Source organism: Variovorax sp. E3, assembly GCF_016082275.1.
GTDB lineage: Bacteria > Pseudomonadota > Gammaproteobacteria > Burkholderiales > Burkholderiaceae_C > Variovorax.
On the sequence record NZ_MOWM01000031.1, the window covers coordinates 1 to 22,510 of the forward strand.

Here is a 22,510-nt window from a genome sequence, read left to right on the forward strand (position 1 = left end):
GACCGACACCGAAGGCAACCTGCAGAAGGGCCTGCCGCGCCACCCGGTGGTGGAAGACGACGTGGTGATCTATGCGGGCGCGACCATCCTGGGCCGAGTGACGCTGGGCAAGGGCGCGGTGATTGGCGGCAACGTCTGGATCGCCGATGACGTGAAGCCAGGCGCCAGCGTGACACAGGCCAGTCTTCAAAATTCAAGATGACCGAGCAAATGCCAACTCCCAACGAAAAGTGCCCTCCAGACCAACGCCTGGAGGGCACTTCTCGCGGGTTCGGCGCAGACTATTGCATGGCCTGCGAGAGGGGCGGCCTTCTTACTCGACCTTCGCCTTCGCGCGCAGTTCTTCCTGGTACTTCTGCAGGCGCTGCTGCTGCAGCTGCTGCGTGATCTGCGGCTTCACTTCTTCCAGCTTCGGCAGTTGGGCCTGGCGGATGTCGTCGACGCGGATGATGTGCCAGCCGAACTGGGTCTTGATCGGGGCGGGGGTGGTCTCGCCCTTCTTGAGCTTGATCATGGCTTCCGAGAACTCGGGCACGAAGCTCGCGGGGTTGGCCCAGTCGAGGTCGCCGCCGTTGGCGCCCGATCCCGGGTCCTTGCTCTGCTTCTTGGCGATGTCCTCGAACTTGGCGCCCTTCTTCAGGTCGGCCATGATCTTCTTGGCCTGGTCTTCGGTTTCGACCAGGATGTGACGCGCCTTGTATTCCTTGCCGCCGTTGGCCGCCACGAACTTGTCGTACTCGGCCTTGACGTCGGCGTCCGACACCGGGTTGGTCTTGCGGTAGTTGTCGAACAGCGCGCGGATCAGGATGGCCTGGCGGGCGAGTTCGAGCTGGTTCTTGTAGTCCTCGCTGGCGTCCAGGCCTTGCTTCTGGGCTTCCTGCATGAACACTTCGCGCGCCACGATTTCCTCGCGCAGCTGGCCTTGCATTTCAGGCGTCACCGGGCGACCGGCGGCTGCCAGTTGCTGGGCCAGAACGTCCATGCGGGCCTTGGGCACCGGCTTGCCGTTCACGATGGCTGCGTTCTGCGCCAGGGCCGCGAGGGGGATGGCACCGAGCAGCACTGCGGCCGCGACGGCCTGCAAGATTTGTTTTTTCATGAAGTGAATATCAAGCTGGGGAAGAAATGCGCGTGTAGGAAAAGGCGCGTGAAAGAAAGCAGGGATACGGAAGGGGAAAAAAGGGGGGAGAAGGGCGGGGGCGGGACACTGCGCCCCTGCGGCAAACGCGGAGCGCGACCTGTTGGACGACTCAGAGCACCTCGATGGCGATGGCGTGCAGACCCTGTGCGATAAAAACTTGGAGGGCATCATACACAAGCCGATGCCGCGCCACGCGGGGCTTTCCCTCGAACAGCGGGGAGGCAATGCGCACCCTGAAATGGGTGCCGTAGCCCTCGGCGTTGGCGCCGGCGTGGCCCGCGTGCGCGGCGCTTTCGTCGATGACTTCGAGCTGCGTCGGGGCCAGCGTGTCGCGCAAGGCGGCTTCGAGCGCGGCCACGGTGGGCAGCGCGGTGGTGGTGGCGGTGGTGCTCATCGTCGTCATGCGGTCGGCTTGTCTTCGTTCTTCAGGTGCGGCGCGATGTACAGGCCCTGCGCCACCAGGAAGACGATCGGGAACACATAGCCCCAGAGCTTGAAGTTGACCCACGCCTCGGTCGTGAAGTACGCCGCCACGTAGCCGTTGATGACGGCCATGAACAGGCAATAGCCGATCCACGCCACGTTCAGCCGCGCCCAGATGCGCTCGGGCAGCTCCAGCTGCTGGCCCAGCAGCATCTTCAGGAAGTTCTTCTTCAGCGCCCAGAGCGCCACGGCCAGCGCAATGGCCATGGCGCCGTACAGCACCGTGGGCTTCCACTTGATGAAGCGGTCGTCGTGCAGCACCAGCGTGAGCGTGCCGAACAGCAGGATCAGCACCAGCGTGGCCTTCTGCATGGCCTGCAGCTTGCGCTCCATGGCGTAGATGATGGCCATCTGCACCACGGTGGCGGCCATCAGCACGCCGGTGGCGGTGTAGATGTCCGCGAACTTGTAGGCGCCGAAGAACAGCAGGATCGGGAAGAAGTCGAGGATCAGTTTCATTCGGAGGAGCGGCTCAGTCGGCCTTTTTCTGGAAGTCCAGCGATGCGGAGTTCATGCAGTAGCGCAGGCCGGTGTCGGTGGGGCCGTCGGGGAACACGTGGCCCAGGTGGGCGCCGCAATTGGCGCACACATTCTCGGTGCGCACCATGCCGTGCGAACGGTCGACGATGTTCCTGATGGCGCCGGGCACCGCTTCTTCCGAGAAGCTGGGCCAGCCGCAGCCGGCGTCGAACTTGGTCGACGACTCGAACAGCTTGGCGCCGCAGCACACGCAGTGGTAGGTGCCGTCGTCCCAATGCGCTTCGTACTTGCCGGTGAAGGGGCGTTCGGTGGCGGCGTGGCGCGTCACTTCGAAGGCGGCGGGTTCGGCGCCTTTTTCAGCGAGCAGGGCTTTCCATTCGGCGTCGGTCTTGTGTACGGGTGCGGTCATGATGAGCAGCTGATTTCGATCGTGGAGGCCCAGTCGGGCGGGAAGCCGGCGTAAGCGTCGGCACCGGGGTGTTCTTCAAATGGGGTCTGCAGCAGGGTCAGCAAGGTTGCCACACCTGCGTTGTCTTTTTGCTGACTTGCTTCGATGGCTTGCTGGCCGAGGTGGTTCCGCAGCACGAACTTGGGGTTCGAGCGCAGCATCAGGGCCGCCGCTTGCGCGCGGTCGGACGCGGCATGGCGCTCTGAAAATAATAGCAGCCAGGCGTCGAAGCCCTCGCGGTCCAGAAGCAGGTCGCGCACCGGCTCGGCGTTGCCGTCGGCCATGTAGTGCGACAGGCGCCGCCAGAAGATCGTGTAGTCGACCTTGCCCGCGGCCAGCAGCTTGAGCGCGCCCTCGACCAGCGCGCGGTCGCCTTCGGCCGCGTCCGCCAGGCCCAGCTTGGCGCGCATGCGCCCTTCGAACTCGGTGGGGAACACGGTCTTGTAGGACTCCAGCGCGGCCACCGCGATTTCCTGGTCCTCGATCAGCGGCAGCAGCGCCTGCGCGAGGCAGAACAGGTTCCAGTACGCCACGTTGGGCTGCTGGTTGAAGGCGTAGCGCCCGCTGGTGTCGCTGTGGTTGCAGATGTGGCGCGGATCGAAACCGTCCAGGAACTGGAACGGCCCATAGTCGATGGTGAGCCCCAGGATGCTCATGTTGTCGGTGTTCATCACCCCGTGGCAAAAGCCCACGGCCTGCCACTGCGCGAGCAGGGCGGCGGTGCGCTCGCTCACGGCTTCGAGGAACGCGGCGTAGGCGTTGCCTTTGAAGCGATCGGTGGTGCGGCAGGCCGGGTAGTAGCGGTCGATGACGTAGTCGGCCAGCGCGCGCAGTTCGTCTTCGCGCTGGTTGGCGGCAAAGTGCTCGAAGTGGCCGAAGCGGATGAAGCTGGGCGCCACGCGGGTCACGACCGCCGCGCTCTCGAGCTCCTCGCGCCGCACGCGGGCGTCGGAGCCGGTCACGCAAAGGGCGCGCGTGGTCGGAATGCCCAGGCCGTGCATGGCCTCGCTGCACAGGAACTCGCGGATGCTGGAACGCAGCACCGCGCGGCCGTCGCCGCCGCGCGAGTAGGGCGTGCGCCCCGCGCCTTTGAGCTGCACTTCGAGCCCGCCTTCGGTCTCGCCGATCATGATGGCGCGCCCGTCGCCGAGCTGTCCGGCCCACACGCCGAACTGGTGGCCGCTGTAGACGGTGGCAAAGGGGCGCGTGCCCGCGATCGGCAGGCTGCCCGTCAGGGCGGCGAGGGTGGTGGGGGAGGCATGCCAGTCGGGCGGCAAACCCAGTTCATGCGCCACGGCGTCGCTGCGGCCCACCCAGTACGGGTCGGGCAGGGGCGTCGGGCGCAATTCGGTGAGAAACGCGGGGCCGAGATTCAGGAAACCTGGTTTCCAGCGCAGGCCCAGGTCCGCGACGTCCATATCTTCAGCAAGAAAGCTCATGCCCGGATTGTCCGGCACGGCGCGTAACCCCTTGGCCGGCGGGCCATCGGCCTGCGGTGCGCGTGGCGCTCAGGCCGCCAGCGGCGTCGGCCCGTCCCAGATGCGCGCCCGGTACTGCGCCGGCGGCACGCCGAACCAGCGCTTGCAGGCGCGAAAGAAGTTGCTGCTGTCCACGAAGCCCAGCATGTCGGCCACGGCGGTCAGCGTGTGGCGCTCTTCGGCCAGGTACTGCTGCGCCAGCTCGCGGCGGGTGCGGTCGAGCAGGCTCTGGAAAGACTCCGACTCTTCCTGCAGCCGGCGCTGCAGGGTGCGCTCGGCCAGCCCGAGGCCCGAGGCCACGTCCTGGCGGCGCGGTTCGCCGTGCTGCAGCCGGCGCGCGATTTCGGCGCACACCAGGCTGCTGGTGGTGGTCTGGCCCAGCAGGTCGAGCTGGTCGTCCAGCAGGTGCTCCTGCATCTCGCCCAGCGTGGCGTGGTGGGTGGGCAGCGGCATCGCGAGGTCGGCCGCCGAGATCAGCATGCGGTTGGCCACCGCATTGAAGCGCACGTCGCAGCCGAAGGCCTCGCGGTGCGGGCGGTCGTCGGCTGGCGCGGCGTAGACGAACTCCATGGCCAGCGGATGCAGCTCGCGCCGTATCAGCCACTGGCACTGCACGAGGGTGGTGAGCAGCGCGTATTCCACGCGCTGGCGCGGAATGGGCAGCTGCCGCCGGTGTGCTCCATGACCAGCCAGCGCCCGCGCGCGTCGGACTCGAGCGAGAACGCGGTCGCGTCCGAGATCACGGCCATGTAGCGGGCCAGCCGCGTCAGCGCCGAACCCAGGTCGGGGCTGCAGGCCATGGCATGGCCGACCGTGCCCAGCTTGCTGTGGGTGGAGGCGAAGTCGCGGTGCAGGCCCAGCGTGGGCCGGCCGGCGCGCGCCACGGCCAGCTGCCACAGCACGGTGATCTCGTCGACCGGAATGCGCGCGTTCTGGCGGTGCAGCGAGTCAGGGTCGAAGCCGGCGTCGCGCAGCAGCGAAGGCACGTCCAGCCCCTCGGCCTCGAACATGGACAGCACGCCCTCGAGCCACGCGGCCGAGCTGGTGCGCAGCTCCGGCTGCGACATGCCGCCCGGCCGGCGCTGCGGCCGGCGCACATGGCGCGACGTGGAGGCTTGTGAAGTCATTGAATTGGCTCGCTTGCGATAGCGGTGAAAACGACGCCGGTTTCTAGAATTTTTTGGTGCTCGGCGGTCCCCAGTATGGCCGCGGCACACCAAGCCAGGAATTCCGATTAACCCGGTGTGGAGACAAAACATGAAGACAGCGCAAGCAGCACAGAACCAGGGAATGACAGGAAAGACCGCGGTGGCCAAGGCCGTGGCCTTCGCGACGGCGGCGGCGGCCCTTGCCGCGCTCGCGGCCTGCGGGGGCGGATCGTCCGGCGGGCCCGGCTTCGCGTTCCTGCCCAGTGCCCCCGCACCGGCGCCCGCGCGCCCGCGCCGACGGCCCCATGGTGCGCCAGACCACGACCGGCAAGATCGAGGGCGTGGACGACAGCGCAAGCTCGGGCACCTATTTCTGGAAGGGCGTGCCCTTTGCCAAGGCGCCGGTCGGCGAACTGCGCTGGCGCGCGCCGGTGGTGCCCGACGCCTGGAGCGGCATCCGCCCGGCCAAGACCTTCGGCGCCGCCTGCCTGCAGATCGGGCGCATCTTCGGGCCGGGTTCCAACAACACCTACGACGCCACCATCGTCTCCACGCTGGGCCAGCCGCTGGGCAGCGAAGACTGCCTGTTCGTGAACGTCTGGCGTCCGGCCACCACCGACAAGAACCTGCCGGTGCTGCTGTTCGTGCACGGCGGCAGCAACGTTTCGGGTTACACGGCCGACCCGCTGTACGACGGCGCCAAGCTGGCCAAGGCCGCCAACGCGGTGGTCATTACCGCGAGCTACCGGCTGGGCGTGCTGGGCTTCTTGAACGTGCCGCAGCTGCGCCCGGGCGGCAGCGCGGGCGACGACTCGGGCAACTTCGCGCTGCTCGACAACATGGCGGCGCTGCGCTTCATCCAGAACAACGCGGCCACCTTCGGCGGCGACCCCGGCAACGTCACGCTGTCGGGCGAGTCGGCCGGCGCCACCAACCTGCTGGCGATCATGACCTCGCCGATGGCCAAGGGCCTGTTCCACAAGGTCATCGAGATGAGCGGCGGGATCTCGATGGCGAGCAACCTCGTGGGCAAGCCCGGCGCTTCGCCGGCCCTGGCCCCGGCGGCGGTGTCGCTCGCGCAGGGCGACACCATCCTGAAGAGCCTGCTGGTGGCCGACGGCACCGCGGCCGATGCCACGGCGGCCGGCACCTACATCGCCACGCGCACGCCGGCGCAGATTGCCGACTACATGCGCGCCAAGGAGGGTGGGGCGCTGCTGACCACGGTGCTGAAGGCGGGGCAGAGCAGCGTCGGCCCGATTCCCGACGGCACGGTGCTGCCGCTGAACCCGATCGACGCCATTGCCGCCGGCAACTACGTGAAGGTGCCGACCATCGCGGGCAACACGCGCGAGGAGGGCAAGCTCTTCGCGGCCGCCGCCTGGACGCCCAACGACGCCCAGCGCCTCACGCTGATGATGAACTTCGACCCCGACGCGGCCACGCAGACGCTCACCACCGGCGACATCGTCAAGGCGCCTTTCCTGCCGGTGGATACGGCGGGCACGGGCTACAACGCGGTAACCCAGTCGATCACGAGCCTGCTGTTCGAGGCCAACCGCGACAACCTGCTCGACACCATGAAGACGCGTCAGTCCAACCTGTGGAGCTACCGCCTCGACTGGGCGCAGGAAGCCTATCCGTGGAACGAGGTGTACGGCGCCGCGCATGCGTTCGACCTGCCTTTCGTGTTCGGCGATTTCGGGCCCTCGGTGCTGTCGAACACCATCGGCGGCAAGGCCAACGAGAAGGGGCGCCTGGCGCTGTCGCGCACGGTCATGGCCAGCATCGGCGCGTTCATGCGCAACGGCGATCCGAATACGGCCGAGCTGGGCGCGACCTGGGCCCCATGGCCGGCGCAACTGCGCTTCGACGCGACACCCACGGAATCGAAGATCACCGTCACGCCTTGACGGCGTACGGCCGAACCCGCCCTGAATCGCGCGTGGGCAGCGCACGGCACCAAAACTACAACGGAGACAAACCAATGGCAATTTCAAGACAACACAACCGATGGCGCCTCGCGGCCTCCCTGGTGGTCATGGCCACCGGCCTGGCGGCTTGCGGCGGCGGCTCCTCCGGTGGCGGCGGCTTCTTCTTCCCGCCCACCGCCGTCGCGCCCGACACGCCGCCCACCACGCCCGAGACGGGCATGGTCCGCAAGTGGGGCTACATCACGCTGCCCGACGGCAACAAGATGCGCTATTCGCTGCTGCTGCCCAACGCCACCGGCAACTTTCCGCTGCTGGTCGAGTACGACGGCTACACGGCGGGCTCGGCCCCCAACATCGGCCAGCTCTGGGTGTCCGAGGGCTATGCGGTCATGGGCATCAACGTGCCGGGCACTGGCTGCTCGACCGGCGAAGACCAGGTGTTCGACGCCAGCACCGGCGCGGCCGGGGCCTTCGCCCTCGAATGGGCCGGCAAGCAGCCATGGTCGAACGGGCGGATCGGCATGATCGGCTACTCGTACTCGGGCTACAACCAGCTGTGGGTGGCGGCGCACCGGCCCAAGGGCCTGCTGGCCATCACGCCCAGCAAGAACGTGGGCGACCCGTACCGCGACATCGGCTACCTCGGCGGCATCAAGAACATCGGCTTCCCCGCGCAGTGGTGGGGTGGCTTCCCGGCCACCTGGAACCGCGCGGCCGCCGTGGCCGCCAAGCTCGACAACGACACCGAGTGCGCGAAGACGGTGGCCGACAACATCGAGAAGATCAAGCGGCCCGACCTGGACCTCACGAAGTGGCTCGAGAACCCCTACGCCGACGGCCTGTACGTCAAGCGCAGCGCGGCGCTGGAGAGCGGCAAGATCGACATCCCCGCGCTGGGCACCCAGTCGTGGCAGGACGAGCAGATCGGCCCGCGCTCGGGCTACTACGAGGACACCATCGCGCCCGAGCGCATGTGGCTCGTCAGCTCCAACGGCGACCACCACACCAACGTGACCTCGGACTACATCGACGGCACGCTGAAGCGCTTTCTCGCGCATTTCGTGAAGGGCGAGGACAACGGCTTCGAGAAAGAGCCGCACGTGCGCCTGCTGCAGGAAATGCAGCAGACCGACCAGAAGGCCGTGAACGGCGCGGCCAAGCTGAAGCAGATGGCCGTGGCCGAGTTCGACCGCCTGCCCGTGAAGGTCAAGCCCATGCGCCTGTACCTGCAGCCGAGCGGCGGACTCGACGACGTGGCGCCGGCTGCGGGCGCGCCGTCCTCCGGCTACACCTACCCCGTGAAGAGCCCGGTCGTGAACAACCCCGCCGCCGAGGGCTGGCAGGCCGTGACCGACCCCACGGGGCAGCTCACCTTCACCACCGCCGCGCTGCCTGAAGACCTGAGCTTCTACGGCGAAGGCTCGGCCGACCTGTACATCAACGCGACCGCCGCCACCGGCAACACCGACCTGCAGCTCACCGTGTCCGAGGTGCGGCCCGACGGCAAGGAGATGTTCGTGCAGCGCGGCTGGCTGCGGGCCTCCAAGCGCTCGCTGGACGGCGCGCGCTCGACGGTGCTGCGTCCCTTCGGCGACTTCCAGCAGGCCACCGACAAGCCGCTGGACGCGGGCACGGCCAACGCGGTGCGCATCGAGATCCAGAAGTTCGCGCACGTGTTCCGCGCCGGTTCCAGCATCCGCGTGACCATCGACACGCCGTCGCAGACCGGGTTCTGGCTGTTCGGCAACGACCCGACGCCGTCGGCCAACACGGTCTGGCATGACGCCACGCGCCCGTCGAGCATCGTGCTGGGCTACGTCCCGTATGCCCACGCGAAGGACCTGCCCAGCTGCGACAAGACGATTCGCCAGCCCTGCCGCCCGGCGCTCGGGGCGGTGCCCGGCGGGGTCGGGCCGGCCGCGCCGAAGGACCCGATTTGAGCCGCTTCGTTCAATCAAGCAGTGCGGGTTTGTGTCATTGTGCAAGTGGCCGAAGCTTGCGTGAATCTCTCGTGCGCAAGTTTTCATGAAGTCATTTCACATAGGAGTCCGTAGATGCTGGGTTTGATGCAAGACCAACCGCTTTTGATCTCGTCGCTGATCGAGTTCGCCGAGCGCCACAACGGCGACGGCGAGATCGTCTCGCGCCGTGTCGAGGGCGATATCCACCGTTGCAACTGGAGCGACATCGCATCGCGCGCCAGGCAGGTGGCCAATGCGCTGGACGGCGAGCAGCTGCTGTTCAGCGACCGCGTCGCGACCCTGGCCTGGAACGGCTACCGCCACCTGGAGCTGTACTACGGCGTGAGCGGCAGCGGCCGCGTGCTGCACACCATCAACCCGCGGCTGCACCCCGACCAGATCGCGTGGATCGCCAACCACGCCGAAGACCAGATCCTGTGCTTCGACCTGAGCTTCCTGCCGCTGGTGCAGGCGGTGCATGCCAAATGTCCCACGATCCGGAAATGGATTGCACTGTGTGATGCAGACAAGCTGCCGGCCGACAGCGGTGTGCCCAACCTGGTGAGCTACGAAAGCTGGATGGGCGCGCAGCCCACCGACTACGAATGGCCCACCTTCGACGAGAACTCGGCCTCGAGCATGTGCTACACGAGCGGCACCACGGGCAACCCGAAGGCCGCGCTGTACAGCCACCGCTCCACGCTGCTGCACGCATACGCCGCTGCGCTGCCCGACGTCATGCGCCTGTCCGCGCAAGACTCGGTGCTGCCGGTGGTGCCGATGTTCCACGTCAACGCCTGGGGCATTCCGTACTCGGCCGCGCTGGTGGGCTGCAAGGTGGTGTTCCCCGGCCCGGCGCTCGATGGCAAGTCGGTGTACGAGCTGATCGAGGCCGAGGGCGTGACCTTCGCGGCCGGCGTGCCGACCGTCTGGCAGATGCTGCTGGGCCACATGCAGGCCAACGGCCTGAAGTTCAGCAAGCTCAACCGCACCGTCATCGGCGGCTCGGCCTGCCCGCCGGCCATGATCACGGCGTTCCAGGAGAAGTTCAACGTCGAGGTGCTGCACGCCTGGGGCATGACCGAGATGAGCCCGCTGGGCACGCTGTGCACCCTGAAGAACAAGCACCTGTCGCTGCCGCCGGACGCGCAGCTGAAGATCCGCATGAAGCAGGGCCGCGCGATCTTCGGCGTCGACATGAAGATCATCGACGGCGACGGCAACGAGCTGCCCTGGGACGGCAAGGCCTACGGAGACCTGCTGGTCAAGGGCCCGTGGATCGTCAAGGAATACTTCAAGGGCGAGGGCGGCGACCCGCTGGTTCCCGACGCGCGGAACCGCGGCTGGTTTCCCACCGGCGACGTCGCCACCATCGACGCCGAGGGCTACCTGCAGATCACCGACCGCAGCAAGGACGTGATCAAGTCGGGCGGCGAGTGGATCAGCTCGATCGACATCGAGAACATCGCCGTCGCGCATCCGGGCGTGGCCATGGCCGCGTGCATCGGCGTGTTCCACCCCAAGTGGGACGAGCGGCCGATCATCGCGGTCGTGAAGAAGCCCGGCGCCGAGGTCACCCGCGAGGAACTGCTGGCCTTCTATGAAGGCAAGACCGCCAAGTGGCAGATCCCCGACGACGTGGTGTTCGTCGAGGCCATTCCGATCGGCGCCACCGGCAAGATCCTGAAGACCAAGCTGCGCGAGCTGCTCAAGGACTACAAGCTGCCCACCCTCTGACGTACCGAGCCAAGCCCACCCGCACTGTCGCGCACGCGATAGGAAAGCCGCCCCGGCGGCCGACCTTGCGGGCATTCCCTGTGCGGCGAAGAAAAGGGCGCTTGTACGCTGGCATTCCGCCTTTCACACTGGAGACTCTTCATGCAATTTGCCATCAAGTCAGTAGCTGCCTGTGCCATGTTGGTGAGCTTCACGGCCGCCTTCGCCCAAAAGGGCGAGACCGTCAAGATCGCGTGGCTCGACCCGCTGTCGGGCCTGATGGCCGCGGTCGGCACCAACCAGCTCAAGACCACGCAATTCCTTGCTGAAGAGTTCAACAAGAAGAACCTGTCGGGCGTCAAGTTCGAGATCATCGCGCTGGACAACAAGCTCAGCCCGCAGGAAACCACCGCCGCCCTGCGTTCCGCGCAGGACCAGGGCGCGCGCTACATCATGCAGGGCAACGGTTCCGGCCCCGCGCTGGCCATCATCGACGCGGTCGAGAAGAACAACGCGCGCAATCCGGGCAAGGAACTGCTGTTCATGAACTACGCGGCGGTCGACCCCGACCTGACCAACAGCAAGTGCAGCTATTGGCACTTCCGGGTCGACGCCGACACCTCCATGAAGATGGAGGCCCTGACCACCTGGATGAAGGACCAGCCCGACATCAAGAAGGTCTACATCCTGGGCCAGAACTACGCGCACGGCGTGCAGGTGTCCAAGTTCGCCAAGGAAGACCTGAAGGTCAAGCGCCCCGACATCCAGATCGTGGGCGACGACCTGCACCCGCTGGCGCAGGTGCGCGACTTCTCGCCGTACATCGCCAAGATCAAGGCCTCGGGCGCCGACACCGTCATCACCGGCAACTGGGGCTCCGACCTGTCGCTGCTCATCAAGGCGGCCAACGACTCGGGCCTGAACGTCAAGTTCCTGACCTACTACGCGCCGGGCGCCGGCACGCCCACGGCCATGGGCGCCACGTCGGATGGCAAGGTCTACACCGTGGCCTACGCCCACTACAACATGGGCGGCGAGATCCAGCAGCTGCTCGCGGGCTACAAGAAGCGCATGAACGACGACCTGACGCAGGCCTCGATCTACCACGTGTTCGCGCTGCTCGATGCAGCCTTCGCCAAGACCAAGTCGACCGACCCCGTGAAGGTGGCCGCGGCGCTGGAAGGCATGAAGATCAAGAGCTTCAACGGCGAGGTCGAGGTGCGCAAGGCCGACCACCAGTTGCAGCAGGGCCTGTACATCTCGCGCTGGGAAAAGGCGAGCGCCAAGTACCCCTACGACGCCGAGAACACCGGCTACACCAACGTCCCCGTGAAGTATTACGAGTCGTATGTGGCGAGCACGCCCACGACCTGCCAGATGAAGCGCCCCTAGGCGTCTTTGTGAACGCATTTCCTACCCATTGGTAGCAAGCTATCTACCAGCGGGTAGCAATTTGGAGAAATGCGCTGTCGCATGCGCGATAGAAACGGGCCTTTGCAGCCTCCCTCTTACGGGCATTCCCTGAGGGGAGGGGCTGCAAACACTTGTACTCTCGTGCGGCGTTTTGATTCGGTTTGACCCAGGAGATATAGATTGAAGTTCGCTCTGAAAATCGCTACCGCGGCCGTCATCGCGGCAACCGCCACCGGCGCTCTGGCCCAGAAGGGTGAGACCGTCAAGATCGCATGGCTCGACCCGCTGTCGGGCCTCATGGCCGCGGTCGGGACGAACCAGCTCAAGACCTTCCAGTTCTTCGCCGAAGAGTTCAACAAGAAGAACGCCGCCGGCGTGAAGTTCGAGATCATCGGCATCGACAACAAGCTCAGCCCGCAAGAGACCACCAGCGCGCTGCGCTCGGCCCTGGACCAGGGCGCGCGCTACATCGTGCAGGGCAACGGTTCCGGCCCGGCGCTGGCCATCATCGATGCGCTCGAGAAGAACAACGCGCGCAACCCCGGCAAGGAAGCGCTGTACCTGAACTACGCCGCGGTCGACCCCGAGCTGACCAACGCCAAGTGCAGCTACTGGCAGTTCCGCTTCGACGCCGACACGTCGATGAAGATGGAAGCGCTGACCACCTACATGAAGGACCAGCCGGAGATCAAGAAGGTCTACATCATCGGCCAGAACTATGCGCACGGCCAACAGGTCTCCAAGTTCGCCAAGGAAGACCTGAAGCACAAGCGCCCCGACATCCAGATCGTGGGCGACGACCTGCACCCGCTGGCGCAAGTGCGCGACTTTGCCCCGTACATCGCCAAGATCAAGGCCTCGGGCGCCGACACCGTCATCACCGGCAACTGGGGCTCCGACCTCGCGCTGCTGATCAAGGCCGCCAACGACTCGGGCCTGAACGTCAAGTTCTACACCTACTACGCCGTGACCACCGGCACGCCGACCGCCATGGGTGCGGCGTCCGACGGCAAGGTGTACCAGGTCGGCTACGCCCACTACAACATGGGCGGCGACATGCAGAAGTACGCGGAAGACTTCAAGAAGAAGTTCAACGACGACCTATACACCACCGACGTCTACACCGTGTTCCAGGCCCTGACCGAAGCCTTCGTCAAGACCAAGTCGACCGACCCCGTCAAGGTGGCCGCCGCCATGGAAGGCATGAAGTTCAAGAGCTTCAACGGCGACGTCGAGCTGCGCAAGACCGATCACCAGCTGCAGCAGGGCCTGTATATCGCCAAGTGGGAAAAGGCCAGCGCCAAGTACCCGTACAGCCCGGAGAACACCGGCTACACGCTGGCCCCGGTGAAGTACTACGACGCCTACGTCGCGAGCACGCCCACGTCCTGCCAGATGAAGCGTCCTTCCTGAGTACGGGAACACGCCAACGCGGTCGAGGCCCGACTTCAACACTCGGGCCTTTTTTCTTTTTCACCTGACACGAAAGACCGATGAACGTCGAATTCTTCGTCATCTCGCTGCTCAACGGCGTGAGCTACGGCTTGCTGTTGTTCATGCTGAGCTCTGGCCTCACGCTGATCTTCAGCATGATGGGCGTGCTCAACTTCGCGCATGCCAGCTTCTACATGCTCGGCGCCTACTTCGCCTACACGCTGTCGGGCATCGTCGGCTTCTGGCCGGCACTCTTCATTGCGCCGCTCCTGGTGTTCGCGCTGGGCGCGGCCTTCGAGCGCTACTGCCTGCGGCGGGTCCACAAGTTCGGCCACGTGCCCGAACTGCTGGTGACCTTCGGTCTTTCTTACCTCATTCTGGAAATCGTGCAGCTGGTGTGGGGCCGCTCGACGGTGCCCTACGGCCTGCCCACCGCGCTGCAGGGCCCGCTGTTCTCGCTCTACGGCACGCAGTTCCCCAAGTCACGCTCGTTCATCATGCTGGTGGCGGTGCTGATGCTGGTGTCGGTGTGGCTGCTGCTCACGCGCACGCGCATCGGCCTGGTGATCCAGGCGGCGCTGAAGCACCCTGACATGGTCGAGGCGCTGGGCCACAACGTGCCGCGCGTGTTCATGCTGGTGTTCGGCGGCGGCGCCGCGCTGGCGGGGCTGGCGGGCGTGGTCGGCGGCAACACCTACGTCACCGAGCCGGCCATGGCGGGCTCGGTCGGCTCCATCATCTTCGTGGTGGTGGTGGTCGGCGGCATGGGCTCGCTGGCGGGCGCCTTTTTGGCCTCGCTGATCATCGGCGTGGTGCAGACCTTTGCCGTGGCCATGGACCAGTCGCTGGCCACCGGGCTGCAGGCGCTGGGCGTGGCCGTGAGCGACCAGACCTTCGGCTACGAGCTGCTCAAGCTCACGATCTCGCAGGTCGCGCCGATCCTGCCGTACCTGTTCCTGGTGCTGATCCTGATCTTCCGACCCAAGGGTCTTCTCGGAACGCGGGAGACTGACGCCATGAACACTGCAACGACAACCGCCGCATCGGCGTCCACGCCGACGCGCTACTACCGCTTCAAGCCGCTGAACATCGGCCGCATCCTGATCTGGTCGATGTTCGCGCTGCTGCTGATCGTCGCGCCGATGATCTTCAAGAGCAGCCTGGCGCTCACCATGCTCTCGCAGATCGGCTACCTGATCATCATCTGCCTGAGCTACAACATCCTGCTGGGGCAGGGCGGCATGCTCAGCTTCGGGCACGCGGTGTACGTGGGCCTGGGCTCGTTCATCGCCATCCACGCGATGAACTTCGCCAGCGCCGGCAAGCTGCCGATTCCGCTGGTGCTGATCCCGCTGGTGGGCGGCCTGGGCGGCATGTTCTTCGCCATGGTGTTCGGCTACGTGTCGACCAAGAAGTCGGGCACCACCTTCGCGATGATCACGCTCGGCCTGGGCGAGCTGGTGGCCGCCATGGCGCTGATGTTCCCGAGCTTCTTCGGCGGCGAAGGCGGCATCACCACCAACCGCGTGTACGGCGCCTCGTTCTTCGGCATCAACTTCGGGCCGCAGAACCAGGTGTATTACCTGATCGCGGTGTACTGCTTCATCTGCACCGGCCTGATGTTCGCCTTCACCGGCACGCCGCTGGGCCGCATGCTGAACGCGGTGCGCGACAACCCGGAGCGCGTGGAGTTCATCGGCTACAACACGCAGCGCGTGCGCTACTACGCCTTCATCATCGCGGGCTTCTTCGCGGGCATCGGCGGCGGGCTGGCGGCCATCAACTTCGAGATCGTGAACGCGGCCGACAGCCTGAACGGGCTGCGCTCGGGCAGCTACCTGCTGTTCACCTTCCTGGGCGGCGCGACCTTCTTCTTCGGGCCGATCATCGGCGCGGCGCTGCTGGTGTTCGCGCTGGTGCTGCTGTCCGAGCTCAGCAAGGCCTGGCTGCTGTACGTGGGCCTGGTGTTCCTGCTGATGGTGATGTTCGCGCCCGGCGGCGTGGCCAGCCTGATCATGATGAACGTGCGCGTGGCGCTGTTCGGCAAGATCAAGCGCTTCTACCTGCTGTACGTGGGCCTGTTCGTTGGCGCGGCCATCATGCTGGCGGGCGCGGCGGCCATCGTCGAGATGATCTATCACATGCAGCTGAACGCGGCACTCGGCCCGATGGTGCCGTTCGCGGGCCTGCAGCTGGACACCTCGTCGGCCACGGCGTGGGTCGTCGCGGCGGCGCTGCTGGCGGTGGGCCTGGGCATCTTCGAGGTGGTGCGCAGGCGCTTCGCGAAGGTGTGGGGCCAGGCACAGGAAGAAATCGAAGCCGAGATCAAGCGGCGGGAGACGGCATGACCTATTCACTCGAACTCAAGGGCCTGCGAAAGAGCTTCGGCAAGACCGACATCATTCGCGGCGTCGACCTGGCGGTGAACGCCGGCGAACGCGTCGCCATCATCGGGCCGAACGGCGCGGGCAAGTCCACGCTGTTCAACCTGATCAGCGGGCGCCTGACGCCCACCAGCGGCGAGGTGCTGCTGAACGGCCAGCGCATCGACGGCAAGCAGCCCTACGAGATCAACCGGCTCGGGCTGTCGCGCAGCTTCCAGATCACCAACATCTTCCCGAAGCTGAGCGTGTTCGAGAACCTGCGCTGCGGCGTGCTGTGGAGCCTGGGCTACAAGTACACCTTCCTGCGTTTCCTGTCGAACCTGGACGATGCCAACGAGCGCACCGAAGAGCTCATCAAGCAAATCGGCCTGGAGAAGAAGCGCGACGTGCACGCGGTGAACCTCACCTACGCCGAGCAGCGCGCGCTGGAAATCGGCGTGACCATCGCGGGCGGCGCCAGCGTGATCCTGCTGGACGAGCCCACGGCCGGCATGAGCAAGACCGAGACCTCGCACTTCATCTCGCTCATCAAGCACGTCACGGTCGGCAAGACGCTGCTGACGGTGGAGCACGACATGGGCGTGGTGTTCGGCCTGGCCGACAAGATCGCGGTGGTGGTGTACGGCGAGGTCATTGCCTTCGACACGCCCGCCGCCGTGCGCGCCAACGCGCGCGTGCAGGAGGCCTACCTGGGCTCATCGGTTGCCGACGCGCAAGGGGCTGGACACTGACATGCTGAAGCTCAAAGACATCCACGCCTACTACGGCAAGAGCCATGTGCTGCATGGCGTTTCGTTCGACGTGAACCCCGGCGAAATCGTCGCGCTGCTGGGGCGCAACGGCTCGGGCCGCTCGACCACCGCCAAGGCCATCATGGGCCTGGTGCATGCCGAGGGCGGCCTGCACTGGAAGGGGCAGGACATCCTGCGCCGCAAGGCCTACGAAATTGCGCACTTCGGCATCGGCTACGTGCCCGAGAACCGCGACATCTTTCCCAAGCTCACGGTGCACCAGAACCTGCTGCTGGGGCAGAAGGGCTCGGGCAAGGGCAGCCGCTGGAACTTCGAGGACATGTACGCCATGTTCCCGCGCCTGAAGGAGCGCCAGCACACCGAGGCCGGCGTGCTCTCGGGCGGCGAGCAGCAGATGCTCACGCTGTGCCGCACGCTCATGGGCGACCCCGACCTGATCATCATCGACGAGCCGACCGAAGGCCTGGCGCCCAAGATCGTGGAGCTGGTGGGGCAGTACCTGCGCACGCTCAAGGACAAGGGCATTTCGGTGCTGCTCATCGAGCAGAAGCTCACCATTGCCATGCAGATCTCGGACCGCGCGCTCGTCATGGGCCACGGCAGCATCGTGTTCGACGGCACGCCCGACAGCCTGCGCGCCGACGCCACCACCCGCAAGGAGTGGCTGGAAGTTTGATACCCCCAGGGGATCCGGGCCCGGCCCCGGATCCCCTTGTCTCTACAGCGACTGCGTGCCATTGTTAGGCCACGCGAAACGCCTAGAATCCCCCGAAAAAGAACACTCGTGCTTTTTCTTCTTTTTCTTCACACACCAAGGAACGCAGCATGACGGCTGAATACAAAGTGCTCGGCGATGTCGCCGTGATCACCATGACCAACCCTCCGGTCAACGGTCTCGGTTTCTCGACCCGCATCGGCATCACCGATGGCTTGGCCAAGGCCAATGCCGACGACGCCGTCAAGGCCATCGTCATCACCGGCGCCGGCAAGGCGTTCTCGGGCGGCGCGGACATCAAGGAGTTCGGCACGCCCAAGGCGCTGCAAGAGCCCAACCTGCTGAGCGTGATCCTCGCGCTCGAAGCCTCGGCCAAGCCCATCGTCGCGGCCATCCACTCGGTGTGCATGGGCGGCGGCCTGGAGCTGGCCCTGGGTTGCCACTACCGCGTGGCCGCGCCCGGCACGAGCGTCGCGCTGCCTGAAGTCAAGCTGGGCCTGATCCCCGGCGCCGGCGGCACGCAGCGCCTGCCGCGCGTGATCGGTGTGGAAACCGCGCTGAACATGATCGTCAGCGGCGAACCCGTCAAGAGCGAACTGCTCGCGAGCCTGCCCGGCCAGAAGCTGTTCGACCAACTGGCCGCGTCGCCCGAGTCGGTGTTCGACGAAGCCGTGGCCTTTGCCAAGAGCGTGGCCGGCAAGACCGGCGACGCGCTGCCGCTGGTGCGCAACCTGCCGTGCAAGCACCCGCAAGGCGACGCCTACTTCCAGTTCGCCAAGAACATGGTCGGCGGCATGTCGAAGAACTACCCGGCGCCGCTGCAATGCGTCGATGCCGTGCAGGCCGCCACCAAGCTGAAGTTCGACGCCGGCATGGCCGAAGAGCGCCGCATCTTCACCTCGCTGATGTTCACGCCCGAATCGCTGGCGCTACGCCACCTGTTCATGGCCGAGCGCGCCGCGAGCAAGATTCCCGACGTGCCCGAAGACACGCCCAAGCGCGAGATCAAGGCCGTGGGCGTCATCGGCGCCGGCACCATGGGCGGCGGCATCTCGATGAACTTCCTGAACGCGGGCATCCCCGTCAAGATCCTCGAGATGAAGCAGGAGGCGCTGGACCGCGGCGTCGCCACCATCAAGAAGAACTACGAAGCCCAGGTCAAGAAGGGCAAGCTCAAGCAGGACAAGTACGAGCAACGCATGGCGCTCTTGAGCACCACGCTGAGCTACGACGACCTGAAGGACGCCGACCTGATCATCGAAGCCGTGTTCGAAGAACTCGGCGTGAAGGAAAAAGTGTTCAAGGAACTGGACCGCGTCGCCAAGAAGGGCGCGATCCTGGCCTCGAACACCTCGACGCTGGACGTCGACAAGATCGCCGCCTTCACCGACCGTCCGCAAGACGTGGTCGGCATGCACTTCTTCAGCCCGGCCAACGTGATGAAGCTGCTCGAAGTGGTGCGCGGCAAGGCCACCGCCAAGGACGTGCTCGCCACGGTCATGGCCATCGGCAAGAAGATCAAGAAGACGGCCGTGGTCTCGGGCGTGTGCGACGGCTTCATCGGCAACCGCATGATCGAGCAGTACAGCCGCCAGGCCGGCTTCCTGCTGGACGAAGGCGCGCTGCCGCAGCAGGTCGACAAAGCCATCGAGAAGTTCGGCTTTGCCATGGGCCCGTTCCGCATGGGCGACCTGGCCGGCAACGACATCGGCTGGGCCATTCGTAAGCGCCGCGCCACCGAGCGCGCCGACATGAAGTACAGCCGCACGGCCGACAAGCTCTGCGAACTGGGCCGCTTCGGCCAGAAGACCGGGGCAGGGTGGTACGACTACCAGGCCGGCAAGCGCGACGCCATTCCGTCGGAACTCGTCAACAAGATGATCGAGGACCACCGCAAGGAACTGGGCATCACGCCGCGCAAGATTTCCGACGAGGAAATCGTGCAGCGCCTGGTGTACGCACTGGTGAACGAAGGCGCGCACATCCTGGAAGACGGCATTGCCTCCAAGTCGGGCGACATCGACATGGTGTACCTCACCGGCTATGGCTTCCCGATCTGGCGCGGCGGCCCGATGCACTATGCATCGCAAGTCGGCCTGTACAACGTGGCCGAGACGATGAAGCGCTTTGCCAAGAACCCGCGCGACGACGCCGAGTTCTGGCAGCCGGCGCCGCTGATCCAGAAGCTGGTGGCCGAAGGCAAGCAGTTCAGCTGACAGAGACACGACCGACAGGACACCGACCGCCAATGTTGAAACGCATCTTCCTGGGGCTGCTGCTGGCAATCGTCTTGCTGGTGGCCGCCGTGGCGGTCAAGACCTGGACCACGCCATCGCAGCAACTGGCGGTGGCGCCCGCGCCCAAGCTGGACATCGACCTGCAGGCGGCCGCCAAGCGGCTGTCTACAGCGATCACGTTCCGCACGGTCTCGGGCATGGACGACCCGGCCGCCAACGCGGCCGAGTTCGACAAGCTGCATGCCTACCTGGCGCAGCAGTTCCCCAAGGTGCACGCCACCCTCAAGAAGGAAGTGGTGGGCAACAAGGCGCTGCTCTATACCTGGACCGGCACCGACCCGCAGGCCAAGCCCATCGCGCTGATGGCGCACCAGGACATGGTGCCCATCGCCCCCGGCACTGAAAAAGCCTGGACGGTCGACCCCTTCTCGGGCGAGATCAAGGACGGCTTCGTCTGGGGCCGCGGCACGCTCGACAACAAGAGCAATCTTTTCGCGCAGATGGAAGCCATCGAGCTGCTCATCGGCGCCGGCTTCAAGCCGAAACAGACCGTCTACCTCGTGATGGGCGATGACGAAGAAGTCAGCGGCCTGCGCGGCGCGCTGCCCATTGCCGAGCTGCTCAAGTCGCGCAACGTGCGTCTGGACTGGGTGCTCGACGAAGGCCTGCTGGTGCTCGACGGCGTGCTGCCGGGCCTGAGCAAGCCCGCGGCGCTCATCGGCCTGGCGGAGAAGGGCTACGGCACTTTCTTCCTGTCGCTCGACACGGCCCCCGGCCACTCGTCGATGCCGCCGCAGCACAGCGCCATTGGCAGCATGAGCGCGGCGCTGGCGCGGCTCGAGGCCAACCCGATGCCCGGCGGCATCAAGGGCATTGCCGGCCAGATGTTCGGCACGCTCGCTCCCGAAATGAGCGGCGTGAACCGCGTGATGCTGTCCAACCTGTGGCTCACCGAGCCCGTGGTGCGCGGCATTCTCGAGAAGAGCCCGAGCAGCAACGCCATGCTGCGCACGACCACCGCGCTGACCATCATCCGCGCCGGCAACAAGGACAACGTGCTGCCCGGCCGCGCCGAGGCCGCCGTGAACTTCCGCATCCTGCCGGGCGACTCGCTGGCCAGCGTCGAGGCGCACCTGCGCAAGCAACTGGCCAACGACGACATCAAGATCAAGCAGTACCCCGGCAACGCCGAGCCGTCGCCCGTGTCGCCGACCGACAGCACCGGCTACCGCGCGATCCAGCAGGCCGTGCGCCAGAGCTTCCCCGACGCGGTGGTGGCCCCCGGCCTCATGACCGCCGCGACCGACTCGCGCCACTTCAGCCTCGTGAGCGACGCCGTGTTCCGCTTCTCGCCGTTCCGGCTGAAGGGCGAGGACCTGGCGCGCATCCACGGCAACAACGAACGCCTGGCCATCTCGAACTACGGCGAGATGATCGGCTTCTATCACCAGCTCCTGAGCAACACCAACGCTGCTCCGGCGCAATGACGACCACCTCTTTTCCCTTCCATCTTCAAAGGACCTCACCATGACCAGCGCCGTCATTGTTTCCACCGCCCGCACGCCGCTCGCGAAGAGCTGGAAGGGTGCCTTCAACATGACGCACGGCGCCACGCTGGGCGGCCACGCCGTGCAGCACGCGGTGCAGCGCGCCGGCATCGACCCCGCCTCGGTGGATGACGTCATCATGGGTTGCGCCACGCCCGAAGGCGCGACCGGCTCGAACATCGCGCGCCAGATCGCACTGCGCGCCGGCCTGCCGATCACCACGTCGGGCATGACCATCAACCGTTTCTGCTCGTCGGGCCTGCAGACCATCGCCACCGCCGCCCAGCGCATCATCGCGGGCGAAGGCGAGGTGTACGTGGCCGGCGGCGTCGAGAGCATCTCGTGCGTGCAGAACGAAGCCAACAAGCACATGCTGGCCGACCCCTGGCTCGTGAAGCACAAGCCCGAGATCTACTGGAACATGCTGCAGACGGCCGAGCAGGTCGCCAAGCGCTACAACATCGGCCGCGACGCCATGGACGAGTACGGCGCCGCCAGCCAGCAGAAGGCCACGGCCGCGCTGGAAGCCGGCCGCTTCAAGGACGAGATCGCCCCCATCACCGTGCTGGCCGGCGTGGCCGATCCCGTGATGGGCCTGCGCACCAAGGAAGTCACCGTCGAGAACGACGAAGGCATTCGCGCCGGCACCACCAAGGAAGGCATCAGCGGCATCCGCTCGGCCATTCCCGGCGGCCTGATCTCGGCCGGCAATGCCAGCCAGTTCTCCGACGGCGGCGGCGCCTGCGTGGTGGTCGACGAGAAGTACGCCGAGCAGAAGGGCCTGAAGCCCCTGGGCCGTTTCCTCGGCTTCGCCGTGGCCGGTTGCGAGCCCGACGAAATGGGCATCGGCCCGGTCTTCGCGATTCCCAAGGTGCTCAAGCGCCTGGGCCTCACGGTCAACGACATCGACCTGTGGGAGCTGAACGAAGCCTTCGCCGTGCAGGTGATCTACTGCCGCGACAAGCTGGGCATTCCGGCCGACCGCCTGAACGTGGACGGCGGCGCCATTGCCGTGGGCCACCCCTACGGCGTGAGCGGCCAGCGCCTGACGGGCCACGCGCTCATCGAAGGCAAGCGCCGCGGCGCCAAGAAGGTCGTGGTCACGATGTGCATCGGCGGCGGCATGGGCGCAGCAGGCGTCTTCGAAGTCCTCTGAGTTTTTTGAGCCCCTGACATCGGACTTCCGAGCGCCGAAGTCGCGAAGGTTACGCAGAAGTCGCAGAAGAGAAACCAGAATTT

At 66.0% G+C, this 22,510-nt stretch carries 16 protein-coding genes and 3 pseudogenes; 13 read left to right on the forward strand and 6 right to left on the reverse strand.

The features are described 5' to 3' along the window. Positions 1-202 (forward strand): annotated as a pseudogene (locus BMG07_RS13680) (serine acetyltransferase); the annotation flags it as partial. A gap of 111 nt (positions 203-313) precedes the next feature. Here the strand turns inward: BMG07_RS13680 and BMG07_RS13685 are convergent. The 6 genes and pseudogenes from BMG07_RS13685 to BMG07_RS13710 all read right to left on the reverse strand — a co-directional run bounded on the left by BMG07_RS13685 (position 314) and on the right by BMG07_RS13710 (position 5,097). Continuing rightward, on the reverse strand, positions 314-1,099 hold the full coding sequence (locus tag BMG07_RS13685) for a peptidylprolyl isomerase (RefSeq protein ID WP_198085036.1): 786 nt from the start codon (positions 1,097-1,099) through the stop codon (positions 314-316). Between the two features lie 151 nt (positions 1,100-1,250). Then, on the reverse strand, positions 1,251-1,535 hold the full coding sequence (locus BMG07_RS13690; RefSeq protein ID WP_198085070.1) for a BolA family protein: 285 nt from the start codon (positions 1,533-1,535) through the stop codon (positions 1,251-1,253). Between the two features lie 5 nt (positions 1,536-1,540). Further along, positions 1,541-2,083, reverse strand: coding sequence for a septation protein A (locus tag BMG07_RS13695; protein ID WP_198085037.1), 543 nt, complete (start codon positions 2,081-2,083; stop codon positions 1,541-1,543). A 13-nt stretch (positions 2,084-2,096) separates the two neighbouring features. After that, positions 2,097-2,513, reverse strand: a complete 417-nt coding sequence (msrB, locus tag BMG07_RS13700; RefSeq protein ID WP_198085038.1) for a peptide-methionine (R)-S-oxide reductase MsrB — start codon at positions 2,511-2,513, stop codon at positions 2,097-2,099. Then, positions 2,510-3,991: a YdiU family protein gene (locus tag BMG07_RS13705; RefSeq protein WP_198085039.1), complete on the reverse strand. Its 1,482-nt coding sequence runs from the start codon at positions 3,989-3,991 to the stop codon at positions 2,510-2,512. The genes msrB and BMG07_RS13705 overlap by 4 nt, the downstream gene beginning before the upstream one ends. Positions 3,992-4,060: 69 nt before the next feature. Beyond that, positions 4,061-5,097: pseudogene (locus tag BMG07_RS13710) on the reverse strand (AraC family transcriptional regulator). Between the two features lie 386 nt (positions 5,098-5,483). Here BMG07_RS13710 and BMG07_RS13715 point away from each other — a divergent pair. The 12 genes and pseudogenes from BMG07_RS13715 to BMG07_RS13770 all read left to right on the forward strand — a co-directional run bounded on the left by BMG07_RS13715 (position 5,484) and on the right by BMG07_RS13770 (position 22,427). Continuing rightward, positions 5,484-7,091, forward strand: coding sequence for a carboxylesterase/lipase family protein (locus BMG07_RS13715; protein WP_269758936.1), 1,608 nt, complete (start codon positions 5,484-5,486; stop codon positions 7,089-7,091). 74 nt (positions 7,092-7,165) lie between these two features. After that, positions 7,166-9,052, forward strand: a complete 1,887-nt coding sequence (locus BMG07_RS13720) for a CocE/NonD family hydrolase (protein WP_198085040.1) — start codon at positions 7,166-7,168, stop codon at positions 9,050-9,052. Positions 9,053-9,166: 114 nt separating this feature from the next. After that, on the forward strand, positions 9,167-10,810 hold the full coding sequence (locus BMG07_RS13725) for a 3-(methylthio)propionyl-CoA ligase (RefSeq protein WP_198085041.1): 1,644 nt from the start codon (positions 9,167-9,169) through the stop codon (positions 10,808-10,810). A gap of 141 nt (positions 10,811-10,951) precedes the next feature. Beyond that, positions 10,952-12,181: a branched-chain amino acid ABC transporter substrate-binding protein gene (locus BMG07_RS13730; protein WP_198085042.1), complete on the forward strand. Its 1,230-nt coding sequence runs from the start codon at positions 10,952-10,954 to the stop codon at positions 12,179-12,181. A 201-nt stretch (positions 12,182-12,382) separates the two neighbouring features. Next, complete coding sequence (locus BMG07_RS13735) at positions 12,383-13,615, forward strand: branched-chain amino acid ABC transporter substrate-binding protein (protein ID WP_198085043.1); 1,233 nt, start codon at positions 12,383-12,385, stop codon at positions 13,613-13,615. A gap of 80 nt (positions 13,616-13,695) precedes the next feature. Beyond that, a pseudogene (locus BMG07_RS13740) lies at positions 13,696-14,643 on the forward strand (branched-chain amino acid ABC transporter permease); the annotation flags it as partial. A gap of 9 nt (positions 14,644-14,652) precedes the next feature. Beyond that, entirely contained in the window at positions 14,653-15,984 is a 1,332-nt protein-coding gene (locus BMG07_RS13745; protein WP_198085071.1) for a branched-chain amino acid ABC transporter permease, read from the forward strand. Then, positions 15,981-16,751 (forward strand): ABC transporter ATP-binding protein, encoded by a 771-nt coding sequence (locus BMG07_RS13750; RefSeq protein WP_198085044.1) that lies wholly within the window; start codon positions 15,981-15,983, stop codon positions 16,749-16,751. The genes BMG07_RS13745 and BMG07_RS13750 overlap by 4 nt, the downstream gene beginning before the upstream one ends. Position 16,752: 1 nt before the next feature. Further along, positions 16,753-17,448 (forward strand): ABC transporter ATP-binding protein, encoded by a 696-nt coding sequence (locus BMG07_RS13755; RefSeq protein WP_198085045.1) that lies wholly within the window; start codon positions 16,753-16,755, stop codon positions 17,446-17,448. A gap of 149 nt (positions 17,449-17,597) precedes the next feature. Beyond that, entirely contained in the window at positions 17,598-19,703 is a 2,106-nt protein-coding gene (locus tag BMG07_RS13760; protein ID WP_198085046.1) for a 3-hydroxyacyl-CoA dehydrogenase NAD-binding domain-containing protein, read from the forward strand. Positions 19,704-19,735: 32 nt separating this feature from the next. Beyond that, complete coding sequence (locus tag BMG07_RS13765) at positions 19,736-21,211, forward strand: M20 family peptidase (RefSeq protein ID WP_198085047.1); 1,476 nt, start codon at positions 19,736-19,738, stop codon at positions 21,209-21,211. 40 nt (positions 21,212-21,251) lie between these two features. Then, positions 21,252-22,427, forward strand: coding sequence for an acetyl-CoA C-acyltransferase (locus BMG07_RS13770; protein WP_198085048.1), 1,176 nt, complete (start codon positions 21,252-21,254; stop codon positions 22,425-22,427). Positions 22,428-22,510: the final 83 nt, after the last annotated feature.